A 13,831-nucleotide genomic window follows, 5' to 3' on the forward strand; every position below is an offset into this window, starting at 1 on the left:
CCTTCGCCGCCTCAGCGGCGGGGGCTCAGCCCAGCGTCACCGTGCTCTGCTCACCCGCCTCGGCGAAGCCCAGCCTGCGCGCCAGGCGGCGGGACGCCGCGTTGTCGGTGCGGGCCCGCCACTGGGGCACCAGGCCGACGTCCAGGGCGTCGTTGAGGGCCAGCGCCGCGGCGACGGTCCCCCAGCCGGTCCGGCGGAGCTCCGGCGGTGTCAGCACCCCCAGGTGCGCCAGCAGGCCCTGCCACTCGTCGTAGCCGGCTCCCGACGTCGGCTGGTCGCGGTCGTCGAGGGTGACGAACACCCGCGCCAGCTCGGCGAGGCCGACCTCGGCGACGTCGTCGGGGGGGCAGGCCCGCTCCAGGGTCGCGGCCGCCGCCGGCGCGTCGTCGACGGGTACGTCCTCGAGGGCGACGCGTCCGGGCGCGGACGGCTCCGCGTAGCGGTCGGTGAAGCCGAGCACGGCGTGCCCGATGAGGCGGGCCGGCTGGCCGTCGCAGGACCGCAGCAGCGTCGTCGGGTCCACCAGCACCGCCGGGTCGACGTCGGCGGTCCGCTCCAGGAACCAGGCGGGCCCCAGCACCACCCAGGTGTCCCACAGCCGGACGACCATCGCCTGCCCCTCGGAGACCGACCGGACGGTGCGCACCGGGTTGGCGGCCGGGTCGAGGGTGTCGTCCGGCAGGCCGAGCAGGCGGGACCAGGCGAGCCGGACGATGGCCTGGGTGTTCGGTTCCACCCGGCGATGGTAAGCGGGCCGACGCGCGTCACGACGCAACCCCGGGGACGACGCAGGCCCCGGACTCGAGAGTCCGGGGCCTGCGTCTGATCAGCTGATCAGCGTGCTGCTGAGGTCACTTGAGGATCTTGGTGACCCGGCCGGCGCCGACGGTGCGACCACCCTCACGGATGGCGAACTTCAGCTCCTCCTCCATGGCGATGGGCTGGATGAGCTGCACGGACATGTCCGTGTTGTCACCCGGCATCACCATGTCGGTGCCCTCGGGGAGGTTCACCACACCGGTCACGTCCGTCGTCCGGAAGTAGAACTGCGGGCGGTAGTTGTTGAAGAACGGCGTGTGACGGCCGCCCTCCTCCTTCGAGAGGATGTAGACGCGCGCCTCGAAGTCGGTGTGCGGGGTGGTCGTGCCCGGCTTGATCACGACCATGCCGCGCTCGACGTCCTCGCGCTTGGTGCCGCGGAGCAGGAGGCCGACGTTCTCGCCCGCCTGGCCCTCGTCGAGGAGCTTGCGGAACATCTCCACGCCGGTGACCGTGGTGGTCTGCTTGGTGGTGCGGATGCCGATGATGTCGACGGTCTCGTTGACCTTGACCACACCGCGCTCGATGCGGCCGGTGATGACGGTGCCACGACCGGTGATCGTGAAGACGTCCTCGACGGGCATCAGGAACGGCTTGTCGATCTCGCGGACCGGCTGCGGGATCGCGGTGTCGACGGCGGCCATGAGCTCCATGATCGAGTCGCCCCACTTCTCGTCGCCGTTCAGCGCCGGGAAAGCGGCCACGCGGACGACGGGGGTCTCGTCGCCGTCGTACTCGTACTCGCTGAGGAGCTCGCGGACCTCGAGCTCGACGAGCTCCAGGATCTCCTCGTCGTCGACCATGTCGCACTTGTTCAGCGCGACGACGATCGCAGGCACGCCGACCTGGCGGGCCAGCAGGACGTGCTCGCGGGTCTGCGGCATCGGGCCGTCAGTGGCGGCGACCACGAGGATGGCACCGTCCATCTGAGCGGCGCCGGTGATCATGTTCTTGATGTAGTCGGCGTGACCGGGGCAGTCGACGTGCGCGTAGTGCCGCGACTCCGTCTGGTACTCGACGTGCGCGATGGAGATGGTGATGCCGCGCTGACGCTCTTCGGGCGCCTTGTCGATCTGGTCGAACGCCGACGCCTGGTTGAGGGTCGGGTACTTGTCGTGCAACACCTTGGTGATCGCCGCGGTCAGCGTGGTCTTGCCGTGGTCGATGTGCCCGATGGTGCCGATGTTGACGTGCGGCTTAGTCCGCTCGAACTTGGCCTTGGCCACTGGGGCTCCTTCTGGATTCCTCGCCACGCGATCGCGGGGCGATTACTGGTGATAGCTGGTCTGTGCTGACCGGGACGTGCCGGTCAATTCTGGGCCCGGGGGCAGGCTCAGTCAAAACGAGGACGTGATGACCGGGCCCACCCGCGTGGGGTGCCGAGGGGGACGACCCCTCAGACCCCCCGGGACCACGAGGCGATCACTCGCCGCGGGCCTTCTGGATGATCTCGTCGGAGACCGACTTCGGCGTCTCGGCGTAGGCGTGGAACTCCATCGAGTACGACGCCTGGCCGGACGTCTTCGACCGCAGGTCGCCGACGTAGCCGAACATCTCCGACAGCGGCACCAGGGCCTCGACGACCTTGTTGCCGTGCAGGTCGTTCATGGCCTGGATCTGCCCGCGGCGGGAGTTCAGGTCACCGATGACGGTGCCCATGTAGTCCTCCGGGGTGGTCACCTCGACCGCCATCACCGGCTCCAGCAGGGCCGGGTCGGCACGACGGGCGGCCTCCTTGAAGACCATGGAGCCGGCGATCTTGAACGCGAGCTCGGAGGAGTCGACGTCGTGGTAGGCGCCGTCCTGCAGCGTCACCTTGATGTCCTCCACCGCGTAGCCGGCGAGCACGCCGAACTGCATGGCGTCCTGGATGCCGTGGTCCACCGCGGGGATGTACTCCTTGGGGATCCGGCCACCGGTCACGGCGTTCACGAACTCGTAGCCGGAGCCGGGCTCCAGGGGCTCGAGGTCGATGATCACCCGGGCGTACTGGCCCGAGCCGCCCGACTGCTTCTTGTGGGTGTACTCGATCTTGGTCACCGGACGACGCAGCGTCTCCCGGTAGGCCACCTGCGGCTTGCCGATGTTGGCCTCGACGCGGAACTCGCGCTTCATCCGGTCGATCAGCACCTCAAGGTGCAGCTCGCCCATCCCGGCGATGATCGTCTGACCGGTCTCCTCGTCGGTGTGGACCCGGAAGGTGGGGTCCTCCTCGGCGAGGCGCTGGATGGCGACACCCAGCTTCTCCTGGTCGGACTTCGTCTTCGGCTCGATGGCCTGCTCGATGACCGGCGCGGGGAAGTCCATGGACTCCAGCACGACGGGGTTCGCCGGGTCGGACAGCGTCTCGCCCGTGGTGGTGTCCTTCAGACCCATCACGGCGACGATCTGGCCGGCGCCGACGCTGGCGATCTCCTCACGCTTGTTGGCGTGCATCTGGTAGATCTTCCCGATCCGCTCCTTGCGGCCCTTGGTGCTGTTCAGCACCGTGGAGCCGGCCTCGAGCTTGCCCGAGTAGAGGCGGATGTAGGTGAGGCGACCCAGGTGCGGGTCGGCCGCGATCTTGAAGGCCAGCGCGGAGAACGGGTCGCTCGAGTCCGGGTGCCGCTCGATGACGGTCGACTCGTCGCCGGGCTTGAACCCGTCGATGGCCGGCACGTCCAGCGGGGACGGCAGGTAGGCGATGACCGCGTCGAGCAGGGGCTGGACGCCCTTGTTCTTGAAGGCGCTGCCGCAGAGGACGGCGGTGATCTGGGAGGAGAGCACGGCACGGCGGATCGCCGCGTCGATCAGCTCGGGCGTCATGGACGCCTCGTCCTCGGCCAGGTAGGCCTCCATCAACGTGTCGTCGTACTCCGCGACGAGCTCGACGAGGTCGGCGTGCGCCTGCTGCGCCTGCTCCAGCATGTCGGCCGGGATCTCCTCGACGGCGTAGTCCTCGCCGATCGTGGTCTCGCCGCGCCAGGTGAGGGCCCGCATGCGCACGACGTCGACGACGCCGAGGAAGCCGCCCTCGGATCCGATCGGCAGCTGCAGGATGGCCGGGACGGCCATCAGGCGGCTCTTGATCGTCGAGACGCAGAAGTCGAAGCTCGCACCGGTCCGGTCCAGCTTGTTGATGAAGCAGATGCGCGGCACCTTGTAGCGGTCGGCCTGACGCCACACGGTCTGGCTCTGCGGCTCGACCCCGGCCACGCCGTCGAACACGGCGACGGCGCCGTCGAGGACGCGGAGCGAACGCTCCACCTCGACGGTGAAGTCCACGTGGCCGGGCGTGTCGATGATGTTGATCTGGGTGTCGTGCCAGTGGCAGGTCGTCGCGGCGGACGTGATGGTGATGCCGCGCTCCTGCTCCTGCTCCATCCAGTCCATCGTGGCCGCGCCGTCGTGCACCTCACCGATCTTGTAGTTGATACCGGTGTAGAAGAGAATGCGCTCGGTCGTGGTGGTCTTGCCAGCATCGATGTGAGCCATGATGCCGATGTTGCGGACCTTGGACAGGTCGGTTTCGATGTCGACAGCCATCGCGGCGTCTTCAACCTCTCATCTGGGGGTGATCCGACCTGTCCGCACAGGACGGGACGGTGGTCCCGCCGGCGGATGAGCCGGGAAGAAGTGCTGGGTGGGTTACCAGCGGTAGTGGGCGAAGGCCTTGTTGGCCTCGGCCATCTTGTGCGTGTCCTCGCGACGCTTCACGGCGGCACCGAGGCCGTTGGAGGCGTCGAGGATCTCGTTCATGAGGCGCTCGGACATCGTCTTCTCGCGACGGGCACGGGCGAAGCTGACCAGCCAGCGCATCGCGAGGGTGGTCGCGCGGTTCGGCTTGACCTCGATCGGGACCTGGTAGGTGGCGCCACCGACACGACGGCTCTTGACCTCCAGCGCGGGGCGGACGTTGTCCAGCGCGCGCTTCAGGGTCTGCACCGGGTCGGTGCCGGTCTTGGTGCGGGTGCCGTCGAGCGCGGTGTAGACGATGCCCTGGGCGATGGTCTTCTTGCCGTCGACCAGGATCTTGCTCACCAGCTGGGTGACCAGCGGGGAGCCGTAGACCGGGTCGACCGGCAGCGGACGCTTCGGGGCGGGGCCCTTGCGTGGCATTACTTCTCCTTCTTCGCGCCGTAGCGGCTGCGAGCCTGCTTGCGGTTCTTCACGCCCTGCGTGTCGAGCGAGCCGCGGATGATCTTGTAGCGGACGCCGGGCAGGTCCTTCACGCGACCGCCGCGGACGAGCACCATCGAGTGCTCCTGCAGGTTGTGGCCGACGCCGGGGATGTAGGCCGTGACCTCGACCCCCGAGGAGAGACGGACACGCGCCACCTTGCGCAGAGCGGAGTTCGGCTTCTTGGGGGTGGTGGTGTACACGCGGGTGCACACACCGCGACGCTGGGGCGAACCCTTGAGCGCCGGCGTCTTGTTCTTGCTCACCTTGTCCGCCCGGCCCTTGCGGACCAACTGCTGAATTGTGGGCACTGCGTCCTATCTCTTTCTCTTGGGCTGCGCGGGGCGCGGCACTGACTCACTGCCATGGCTGGAACTACGGGGAGCGGGTTCCCAGCGACGCTGGGGCCCGCCGTGCGCGCTCGGCCACGTCGCAAGACACTCGGGGCACGCACGAGAGATCGGGCAAGCCCGACACAAGGATCTAGGCTACCCGGCGTCCTCCGAGCGGTCAAAACACCCGACCCTGCCCGGCACGGCCGCCACCGGCGTGGAGCCACGCCCGGTGCCCCCAGGACAACCAGGGCGCGGGCCGGGTTGTTCCGGCTCCGGCGCGAGCCGCTCAGTCGAGGACGACGAGCCGGCGTTCGCGGGCCGCCTCGGCGATCTCGGGCTCGAGGTCGTCGCCCGCGGCGAGCAGCGACGGCAGCAGGTCCCGCTCGGTGGTGGTGGCCCGGAACACCAGAGCGGCGGTGACGTCGTGGTCGGGCCGGTGCACGACCTCCACCCGGTCGCCGGCCGCGACGGTGCCGGGCACCACGACGCTCAGGTAGGTGCCCGGGCGGCCGGCCTCGACGAAGGTCTTGGCCCAGGCCCGCTCCCCCATCCAGCCGCGGAACGTGGCGCAGGGGATGCGGGGTGAGGTCACGCGCAGCTGTGCGGTGTCGCCGATCTGCCACACCTCGCCGACGCGGGCCTCGTTGACGTCCATCCCGGTGGTGGTGAGGTTCTCCCCGAACGAGCCGTCGGGCAGGGCCCGGCCGAGCCGGGCCTCCCAGGCGTCCAGGTCCTCGCGCTGGAAGGCGTAGACCGCCTGCAGGTCGCCACCGTGGTGCCGGGTGTCGCCGATGAAGTCGCCGACCAGCCCGCTGCCCAGGCCGCCGCGCTTGGCGCCGGGCGCCCGCAGCTCGACCGGACCGGTCACCGGCCGCTTGCCGATCCCCGTCGAGCGGGCCGACTTGTACGGGTTCGGCTCGGCACGGCCGACGTTGACGGAGAGGATGTGACCCACCGGAGCAGCCTAGGCGACGGCGGCCACGCCGCCACCCGGTTTCGGGCCGTCGGCCGGCGCGCGCTCAGTGACCGGTGAGCCGGCGGTAGCGGCCGTTGAGCACCGGCCGCCAGCCGTCCCCGTCCCGGCGCTCGACCTGCTGGCCCAGCTCGTCACCCTCGCGCCGGAAGCGGTGCCGCTGGTCGGCGTCGGTCAGCTCGAGGACCCCCGCGCGGACACCACCGGTGGCCAGCGCGGGCGGGCCGCCGGCGGAGTCGAAGCGCCACCAGCCCACCTGGCCCGGCGCGGTGACCCGGAAGACACCGTGCACGGTCAGCTCGGCGCCGTCGGCGCGGACCTGCCGGTAGTCCTGCACCACGGCCGTCCCGTCGACGTCCAGCCGCAGCACCAGCGAGGCGCGGGCCGTCGGGGCGTCGGCGTCGGCCCCGAGGCGTTCCAGCCCGGTCCAGGTGCCCAGCAGCGGGAGGAAGTCGGCGGCCAGGTCCACGGCGCCACGCTACGGCGCGGGCGCTCGCCGGGGCTCGGTCGCGTCGGGGTAGACGGCCACGTCGGGCGCCTTGACCGTCGCCCAGACAGGCGAGCCGGGCCGGAGGTCCAGCTCCGCGACCGCCGCGGCCGTGACCTCCGCGAGGATGCTGCTCCCCGGGTCCGGGGCGTCCGCGACCTCGACCCGGACGCCCGAGCCGTGCGGCTCCAGCCCGGCCACCCGGCCTGCCCACACGTTGCGGGGCGACCCCTCGGGGCGGCGGGTGAACAGGGAGACCGCCGCCGGGCGGAACGACGCCCGGACCGGCCCGCGGACGGCCTCGGCCCCGTGCACCACGCCCCCGCCGGGGAGCCGGACGACGGCGCCGACGCCCTCCCCCGCCAGCAGGTTCAGCCCGACCAGCCGGGCGACGTAGTCGGTCCGCGGCCGGGCGGCGACCTCGGCCGGGGTGCCGGTCTGCACGACCCGCCCGGCCTCCACCACGACCAGCCGGTCGGCCAGCACGGCAGCGTCGACGGGGTCGTGGGTGACGACCACGGTGGCCCCGCCGAAGGCCTGCAGGTGCCGTCGCAGCTCCCCGCGGACGAGCAGCCGGGTCCGGGCGTCCAGGGCTGCCAGCGGCTCGTCGAGCAGCAGCAGGCCCGGCTCGGTGGCCAGCGCCCGCGCCAGCGCCACCCGTTGCGCCTGGCCGCCGGACAGGGTGCGGGGGCGCGCGGGCGCCAGCTCGCCCAGCCCGACCCGGGCCAGCCAGCCGGCCGCGACCGCCCGGGCCTCGGGCCGGGGCCGGCCCCGCGCGGTCAGCCCGAAGGCCACGTTGTCGAGCACCGACAGGTGCGGGAACAGCAGGTAGTCCTGGAAGACGACGCCCACCCCGCGCTCGTGGGCGGGCCGGTGCCACCGCCGGCCGGCGTCCGCGAGCAGCCGGCCGTCCAGCTCCACCCGGCCGCGGTGCAGGCCGAGCAGGCCGGCGAGGGCCCTCAGCGCGGTCGACTTGCCCGCGCCGTTGGGCCCGACGAGGGCCACGACCTCGCCGGGCCCGACGTCGAGGTCGAGACGGAGGTCGAAGCCCGGGCGGACGACCACCAGCCGGGCCTGCAGGCCGGTCACCACCGGGCGGTCCAGCGGTCCCGGAGCAGGGCCAGCACGACCACCGACACCGCGAGCAGCAGCACCGAGAGCAGCAGGGCGGCCCCCGAGTCGGTCTCCAGGGCCAGGTAGACCTCGAGGGGCATGGTGCGGGTGGTGCCCGGGAAGCTGCCGGCGAAGGTGATGGTGGCCCCGAACTCGCCCAGCGCCCGGGCCCAGGCCAGCACGGCGCCCGCGGCGATGCCCGGCCCGACCAGCGGGAGCGTGACCCGGCGGAAGACGGTGACCGGACGGGCTCCGAGGGTCGCGGCGGCCTCCTCGTAGCGCCGGTCGGCTCCGCGCAGCGCGCCCTCCACCGCGAGCACCAGGTAGGGCAGGGCCACGAAGACCTGCGCCAGCACGACCGCGTACGGGGTGAACGGGAAGGCGAAGCCGGTCAGCGCGTGCAGCGGCCGGCCGACGAGGCCGGAGCGGCCGAGCACGGTGAACAGGGCGACGCCGCCGACGACGGGCGGGAGCACCAGCGGGACGGTCACGAGGGCCCGGAGCAGCGGGGCGCCGCGCAGACCCGGACGGGCGAGCAGCCAGGCCAGCGGCACGCCCAGGAGCAGGGCCACCACCGTCGAGGCGCTGGCGGTGACCAGGGAGAGCCGGAGGGCCTGCAGGGCGCCGCCGCTGGTCAGCAGGGCGCCGGCCTGGCTCCACGGGGCGCGCAGCACCAGCCCGAGCAGGGGCCCGAGGAGGAACAGCAGGGCCAGGGCGGCCGGCAGCCCGAGCACCCAGGGGACCGGGCCCCGGACGTCGACCGCGCCGGCGGCCGGCACGGCCCGGCTCACGGCGGGCCGAAGCCGGCGTCCCGCAGCACCCGCCGGCCCGCGTCGGAGCGCACCAGGTCGACGAACGCCCGGGCGGTGGTCGGGTTGCGGCTCGCCCGCAGCACCGCCACGGGGTAGCGGTTGGGCGCCTGGGCGGCCTCGGGGACGGGGAGGCCCTCGACGCCTGCACCGGCCGCCACCACGTCGGTGGTGTAGACGAGGCCGGCGTCGACCTCGTCGGCGGTCACCTTCTGCAGGACGGCCTTGACGTCGGACTCGAGCGTGTCGGGGGCCGCCGTCACCCCGGCCGCCCGGAGCACCTGCTCGGCGGCTGCCCCGCAGGGCACCTGGGCGGCGCAGAGGGCGATCCGGAGGTCGCGGTCGGCGAAGTCGGCCAGCCCGCTCACCCGTCCGGGGTTGCCCGGCGGAACGGCGATCTCGAGGGTGTTGGTGGCGACGTCGACCGGGTCGGCGGCGGCACCCGCCGTCGTCACCGTCGTCATGGTGGCGGTGCTGGCGGCGGCGAAGACGTCAGCCGGGGCGCCCTGCACGGCCTGCGCGGCGAGGGTGGCGCTGGACCCGAAGGAGAAGGCCACCGTCGTGCCCGGGTGCGCCGCCTCGAACTCCCGGCCGAGGGCGGTGAAGGCCTCCGTCAGCGAGGCGGCCGCGAGGACGGTCACCGTGCCGCTCGGCCCGGCGGCGGGTGCCGCTGCCGGTGCGTCGGCCGAGCAGGCGGTGAGGGACACCGCGACGGCGGCGGCCAGGGCGGCCGCGGCGGCCCGGGGGCTGCTCACCGGTGCTCCGGGACCTCGACGACGACGTGCGTCGACTTCACCGACGCCACCGCCAGCACCCCGGGCTCCAGGCCGAGCTCGGTCGCGGCCTCGGCCGACATCAGCGAGACCACCCGGAACGGCCCGCACTGCAGGTCCACCTGCGCCATCACCGTGTCCTTGACCACCCGGGTGACCAGGCCGGTGAAGCGGTTGCGGGCGCTCTCGGCGACCGGGCTGCCCAGCTCCGGCGCCGACGCCACCTGCTGGGCCAGCGCGGCCAGGTCGCGGCCGTCGACGCGGGCAGGGCCCGGACCCCCGGCGCTCGGCAGCCGGCCCGACTCCACCCAGCGGCGGACCGTGTCGTCGGAGACGCCGAGCAGGGCCGCGGCCTGGGCGATGCGGTAGCGGGGCACAGGATCATCCTAGGCCGCTCCTGCGGCCTTCGGGCGCGGAATGTTCCGCGTCTGCGTACATCTGCGCGTGCGGCGGGCGGGCGCGGCAGACTGAGGTCCGTGAGCGCGGCACACGGCAGGGTGATCGTCATCACCGGCGCGATGGCGGCGGGCAAGTCCACGGTGGCCGAGCTGCTGGCCCGCCGGCTCCCGCGGTCGGTGCACATCCGCGGCGACGTGTTCCGCAAGATGGTCGTCAACGGGCGCGCGGACATGACCCCGCAGCCGGACCCGGAGGCCACCGCCCAGCTCCAGCTGCGCTACGAGCTGGCGGCCGGCACGGCGGACCGCTACGCCGCGGCCGGCTTCGACGCCGTCGTGCAGGACGTCATCATCGGCACCGAGCTGGAGCACTTCGTGCGGCGCGTCACCACCCCCGCGCGGTACCTGGTGGTGCTCTCCCCCAGCGTCTCGGCCCTGGAGTGGCGGGAGGAGCAGCGCGCCAAGTCCGGCTACGTCCACTTCTCCCCCGGAGCCCTGGACGAGGTGCTCCGGCGCGAGACCGCGCAGATCGGCTACTGGCTCGACTCCTCCGCGCAGACGCCGGACGAGACGGTCGACGACATCCTGGCCCACCTGGACCGCGCCGCGGTCTGAGCGGGCGTCCGGGCGGGGCCGCCGGCGACCGAACCCGACCTGTCAGTGGGCTCGGCTACTGTCCGCGCATGGACCTGGCGATCGAGGCGCACGGCCTCGTCAAGCGCTACAAGAGCTTCACCGCCCTCGGCGGGGTGGACCTGGCGGTGCCCCGCGGCACCGTGCTGGGCCTGCTGGGGCCGAACGGGGCGGGGAAGACGACCACCGTCCGCTGCCTGACCACGCTGCTGCAGCCCGACGGCGGGTCGGCCCGCGTCGCGAGCGTGGACGTGCTGAAGGATCCCGGCGGCGTCCGGAAGCGGATCGGGCTGTCCGGCCAGTACTCGGCGGTCGACGAGTACCTGACGGGGATGGAGAACCTCGTCATGGTCGGCCGGCTGTACCACCTCGGCCGGGCCCGGAGCCGGGCCCGCGCCCACGAGCTGCTCAAGCAGTTCGGGCTCGAGGAGGCGGGCGGCAAGCCGGCCAAGGCCTACTCGGGCGGCATGCGGCGCCGGCTCGACCTCGCCGCCGCGCTCGTGGCCGAGCCCGAGGTGCTGTTCCTCGACGAGCCGACCACCGGGCTGGACCCGCAGGGCCGCATCGAGGTGTGGGAGATGATCGCCGCCCTGGTGGCGGGGGGCACGACGCTGCTGCTCACCACCCAGTACCTCGAGGAGGCCGACCGGCTGGCCGACGAGATCGTCGTCATCGACCGCGGCCTGGTCATCGCCCAGGGCACCGCCGACCAGCTCAAGGCGCAGGTGGGGGGTGAACGGCTGGAGCTCACCGTCTCCTCGCCCGACCAGCTGGAGACGGCCGTGCGGTGCCTCGACGGGCTCGGCACCGGGCCGGTGACCGCCGACGCCCACAGCCGCGGCATCACCGCCCCGGTCTCGGGCGGGGCCGGCGTGCTCGTGGAGGCCCTGCGCCGCCTGGACTGCGCCGGCGTCACCCTCGACGACGTGGGGCTGCGCCGGCCCACGCTCGACGACGTGTTCCTGTCCCTGACCGGCCACACCGCCGAGGAGGAGAAGTGAGCGTGCTCAGCTCGTTGGGCGACGGCCTCGTCGTCGCCCAGCGCAACCTCATCAAGATCAAGCGGGTGCCGGAGCTGCTGGTCTTCACCACCCTGTCGCCGATCATGTTCGTGCTGCTCTTCGCCTACGTCTTCGGCGGGGCGATCTCCGGCGGCGACCCGCAGCAGTACCGCGAGTTCCTCATCGCCGGGATCTTCGCCCAGACCGTGATCTTCGGGGCGACGACGACGGGCGCGGGGCTGGCCGACGACGTGCAGAAGGGCATCATCGACCGGTTCCGCTCGCTGCCGATGTCACGGACGGCGGTGCTGACCGGGCGGACGCTCTCGGACGTGGTCAACAACGTCATCGTGCTGGTGGTGATGTCGCTGACCGGCCTGCTGGTGGGCTGGCGGATCCGCAGCTCGTTCCTCGACGCCCTCGCCGGCTACCTCGTGCTGCTGGTCTTCGCCTACGCCATCTCCTGGGTGATGGCCTTCGTCGGCCTGCTGGTGCCCAGCGTCGAGGTGGTCAACCAGGCCTCGTTCATCGTGATCTTCCCGATCACCTTCATCGCCAACACCTTCGTGCCCCTGGAGTCGCTGCCCGGACCGCTCGAGGTGTTCGCGCAATGGAACCCGGTCTCGGCCATCACCGCGGCCGCGCGGGAGCTCTTTGGCAACGACGCCCTGACCGCCCCCGCCACGGTGTGGCCGCTGCAGCACCCGGTCGTCTACACCCTGATCTGGTCGGCGCTGGTCCTGGTCGTGTTCGTCCCCCTCACCACCTGGCAGTTCCGGCGCGCCGCCAGCCGGTGACGGCAGCCCTCCCTCCTCCGTTCGGGCCACACCTCCCGCTGCCCCTCGACCTCGACCTCGACCCTCGACCCCAGATCCCTCTGCCCCCGACCCCTCGACCCCTCGACCCCTCGGCCCCTCGGCCCCCGACCCCCGACCCTCGACGCCGCTCTCTCCGCCGCGGTCGAGGCCTGTCCCCCACTTCACACCCCTCCGGTGGACTTCACACCCCGTGCAGAGGGTGCCTCGACCACCGCAGGGGTGTGAAGTGGGGGACCTGACAAGACGGCAGCGTCCGGGCGGCGCGAGCGGGCGCGGCGATGGCGGCGGGATGGCTCCCGGGGCGCCAGGTCGGGCGGCAGCGGGACCGCCCCGGGTGCCGCGCTGGCCGGCGGCCGGGCTAGAGCGGGCGACCGGCGCGGGCGAAGGCGCGCAGCAGGCGCTGCTGGATCAGCAGCGGGCGGGCGAGGTCGGCCCAGATCCACCGGACGACCTGCCAGCCGGCGTCGCGGAGGGCGTCCTCGCGCAGCTTCTCCGCGAAGACGACGTCCTCGGGTCGCTGACCCGGTCGGAGCAGGGCGCCGTACTTGACCCGGCCGTCGAACTCCCCGATCGTGCGCCGGTCGGGCCAGGCGAAGTCGACGCGGGCGATCATCGTCCCCTCGGCGTCGTAGACCTCGTACTGCGGGATCGGCGAGGGCAGGCCGAGCTCGCCGATCCGGACGCGGCTGACCGACTCGCCCGCCGTCTCCGCCCGGCCGTCGAGGAAGTCGGCCACCCGGCGCGCCTGTCGCACTCCCGGCCACTGCTCCATCGTGCTCAGCACGTCCTCGAGGTGACCGAAGTCGAGGTCCTGCGCGGCGGCCCGGTCGCCGGCGGCGACGGCCTGGTCGAACGGCAGCAGCCGGGCCAGGTCGGCCACGGTGCGGGGCAGGGTGGTGACCGCCAGTCCGTCCAGCTCGGCGACGTGGGCCGTCGGCAGCGTCGCCCCGTGCACCTCGACGTCGCGTCGACGCTTCGCGCCGGTGCTGCGGTTGCGGGTGAGGTGCACCCGCTCGATCGACGCCGGCCAGACCGGCAGCCCGTGCAGCACCGCGGCCGAGCCGTGGCTGACGACCGCGCCCGGCTGCACCTGGGCGGCGACCGCCTCCAGCTGCAGCCGGTGCCGGACTTCCGCCGTGACCTCGGCCGGCGAGCCGTCCGCGGCGGCCCAGGCTCCCCGGCGGACGTGGACCAGCCGGCCGTCGCGCTGCATGCGGCGCAGCTCGTCGGGTGCGTAGCCGTCCTGCAGCAGGTCGCGGGTGAGGCGGATCTTCGACATCTGCCCACCCCACCGCAGAATCGGGCGCGCGGACCGGGTGCCGACCCGATCTGTGGACAACGTCTGACCGGCCTGACGACCCGGGAGACGCCGCAGCCACCCTGCGTCCGCCGACTTCACACCCCTGCGGTGGGCTTCACACCCCGTGCACGGGGTGTGAAGTGCCCCGCAGGGGTGTGAAGTGGGGGCCCGAGGGAGACCCGAGGGTCCGAGGGGCGGGTGCCCGGGGACGCCG

15 protein-coding genes are annotated in these 13,831 nt (G+C 72.9%); 3 read left to right on the top strand and 12 right to left on the bottom strand.

What is annotated here, in order from left to right; genetic code table 11:
- Positions 1-25: 25 nt before the first annotated feature.
- The 11 genes from BLT72_RS17630 to BLT72_RS17680 all read right to left on the bottom strand — a co-directional run bounded on the left by BLT72_RS17630 (position 26) and on the right by BLT72_RS17680 (position 9,844).
- Positions 26-736, bottom strand: a complete 711-nt coding sequence (locus BLT72_RS17630; protein ID WP_091414455.1) for a GNAT family N-acetyltransferase — start codon at positions 734-736, stop codon at positions 26-28.
- Between the two features lie 115 nt (positions 737-851).
- Positions 852-2,045 carry an elongation factor Tu gene (gene tuf / locus BLT72_RS17635; protein ID WP_091414456.1) on the bottom strand — a complete coding sequence of 398 codons (1,194 nt, stop codon included), beginning with the start codon at positions 2,043-2,045 and terminating at the stop codon, positions 852-854.
- A 196-nt stretch (positions 2,046-2,241) separates the two neighbouring features.
- Positions 2,242-4,344 carry an elongation factor G gene (fusA, locus tag BLT72_RS17640; RefSeq protein ID WP_091414457.1) on the bottom strand — a complete coding sequence of 701 codons (2,103 nt, stop codon included), beginning with the start codon at positions 4,342-4,344 and terminating at the stop codon, positions 2,242-2,244.
- 102 nt (positions 4,345-4,446) lie between these two features.
- Positions 4,447-4,917 carry a 30S ribosomal protein S7 gene (gene rpsG / locus BLT72_RS17645; protein WP_091414458.1) on the bottom strand — a complete coding sequence of 157 codons (471 nt, stop codon included), beginning with the start codon at positions 4,915-4,917 and terminating at the stop codon, positions 4,447-4,449.
- Positions 4,917-5,288: a 30S ribosomal protein S12 gene (gene rpsL, locus BLT72_RS17650; protein ID WP_091414459.1), complete on the bottom strand. Its 372-nt coding sequence runs from the start codon at positions 5,286-5,288 to the stop codon at positions 4,917-4,919. The genes rpsG and rpsL overlap by 1 nt, the downstream gene beginning before the upstream one ends.
- A gap of 310 nt (positions 5,289-5,598) precedes the next feature.
- A complete protein-coding gene (locus BLT72_RS17655; protein ID WP_091414460.1) occupies positions 5,599-6,267 on the bottom strand; it encodes an MOSC domain-containing protein in 669 nt (222 codons plus the stop codon).
- A 64-nt stretch (positions 6,268-6,331) separates the two neighbouring features.
- Positions 6,332-6,754: a hypothetical protein gene (locus tag BLT72_RS17660; protein ID WP_091414461.1), complete on the bottom strand. Its 423-nt coding sequence runs from the start codon at positions 6,752-6,754 to the stop codon at positions 6,332-6,334.
- Positions 6,755-6,763: 9 nt separating this feature from the next.
- Positions 6,764-7,861, bottom strand: coding sequence for an ABC transporter ATP-binding protein (locus tag BLT72_RS17665; RefSeq protein WP_231930126.1), 1,098 nt, complete (start codon positions 7,859-7,861; stop codon positions 6,764-6,766).
- The gene (locus tag BLT72_RS17670) at positions 7,858-8,676 is read right to left on the bottom strand and encodes an ABC transporter permease (protein ID WP_091414463.1); all 819 of its coding nucleotides are present in this window, start codon (positions 8,674-8,676) and stop codon (positions 7,858-7,860) included. Before BLT72_RS17670 ends, BLT72_RS17665 begins: the two co-directional genes overlap by 4 nt.
- Positions 8,673-9,449, bottom strand: coding sequence for a molybdate ABC transporter substrate-binding protein (modA, locus tag BLT72_RS22810; RefSeq protein ID WP_091414464.1), 777 nt, complete (start codon positions 9,447-9,449; stop codon positions 8,673-8,675). The genes BLT72_RS17670 and modA overlap by 4 nt, the downstream gene beginning before the upstream one ends.
- Positions 9,446-9,844: a TOBE domain-containing protein gene (locus BLT72_RS17680; RefSeq protein ID WP_091414465.1), complete on the bottom strand. Its 399-nt coding sequence runs from the start codon at positions 9,842-9,844 to the stop codon at positions 9,446-9,448. Before BLT72_RS17680 ends, modA begins: the two co-directional genes overlap by 4 nt.
- 99 nt (positions 9,845-9,943) lie before the next feature.
- Here BLT72_RS17680 and BLT72_RS17685 point away from each other — a divergent pair, with 99 nt between their 5' ends.
- From BLT72_RS17685 to BLT72_RS17695, 3 genes are all read left to right on the top strand, one after another.
- A complete protein-coding gene (locus BLT72_RS17685; protein ID WP_231930127.1) occupies positions 9,944-10,480 on the top strand; it encodes an AAA family ATPase in 537 nt (178 codons plus the stop codon).
- Between the two features lie 68 nt (positions 10,481-10,548).
- A complete protein-coding gene (locus BLT72_RS17690; protein WP_091414466.1) occupies positions 10,549-11,499 on the top strand; it encodes an ATP-binding cassette domain-containing protein in 951 nt (316 codons plus the stop codon).
- Complete coding sequence (locus BLT72_RS17695; protein ID WP_091414467.1) at positions 11,496-12,296, top strand: ABC transporter permease; 801 nt, start codon at positions 11,496-11,498, stop codon at positions 12,294-12,296. The genes BLT72_RS17690 and BLT72_RS17695 overlap by 4 nt, the downstream gene beginning before the upstream one ends.
- 379 nt (positions 12,297-12,675) lie before the next feature.
- On the opposite strand, the gene BLT72_RS17700 is transcribed toward BLT72_RS17695, so the two are convergent.
- Positions 12,676-13,596, bottom strand: a complete 921-nt coding sequence (locus tag BLT72_RS17700; protein WP_091414469.1) for a hypothetical protein — start codon at positions 13,594-13,596, stop codon at positions 12,676-12,678.
- Positions 13,597-13,831 lie beyond the last annotated feature (235 nt).

This window comes from Friedmanniella luteola (genome assembly GCF_900105065.1).
Lineage (GTDB): Bacteria > Actinomycetota > Actinomycetes > Propionibacteriales > Propionibacteriaceae > Microlunatus > Microlunatus luteolus.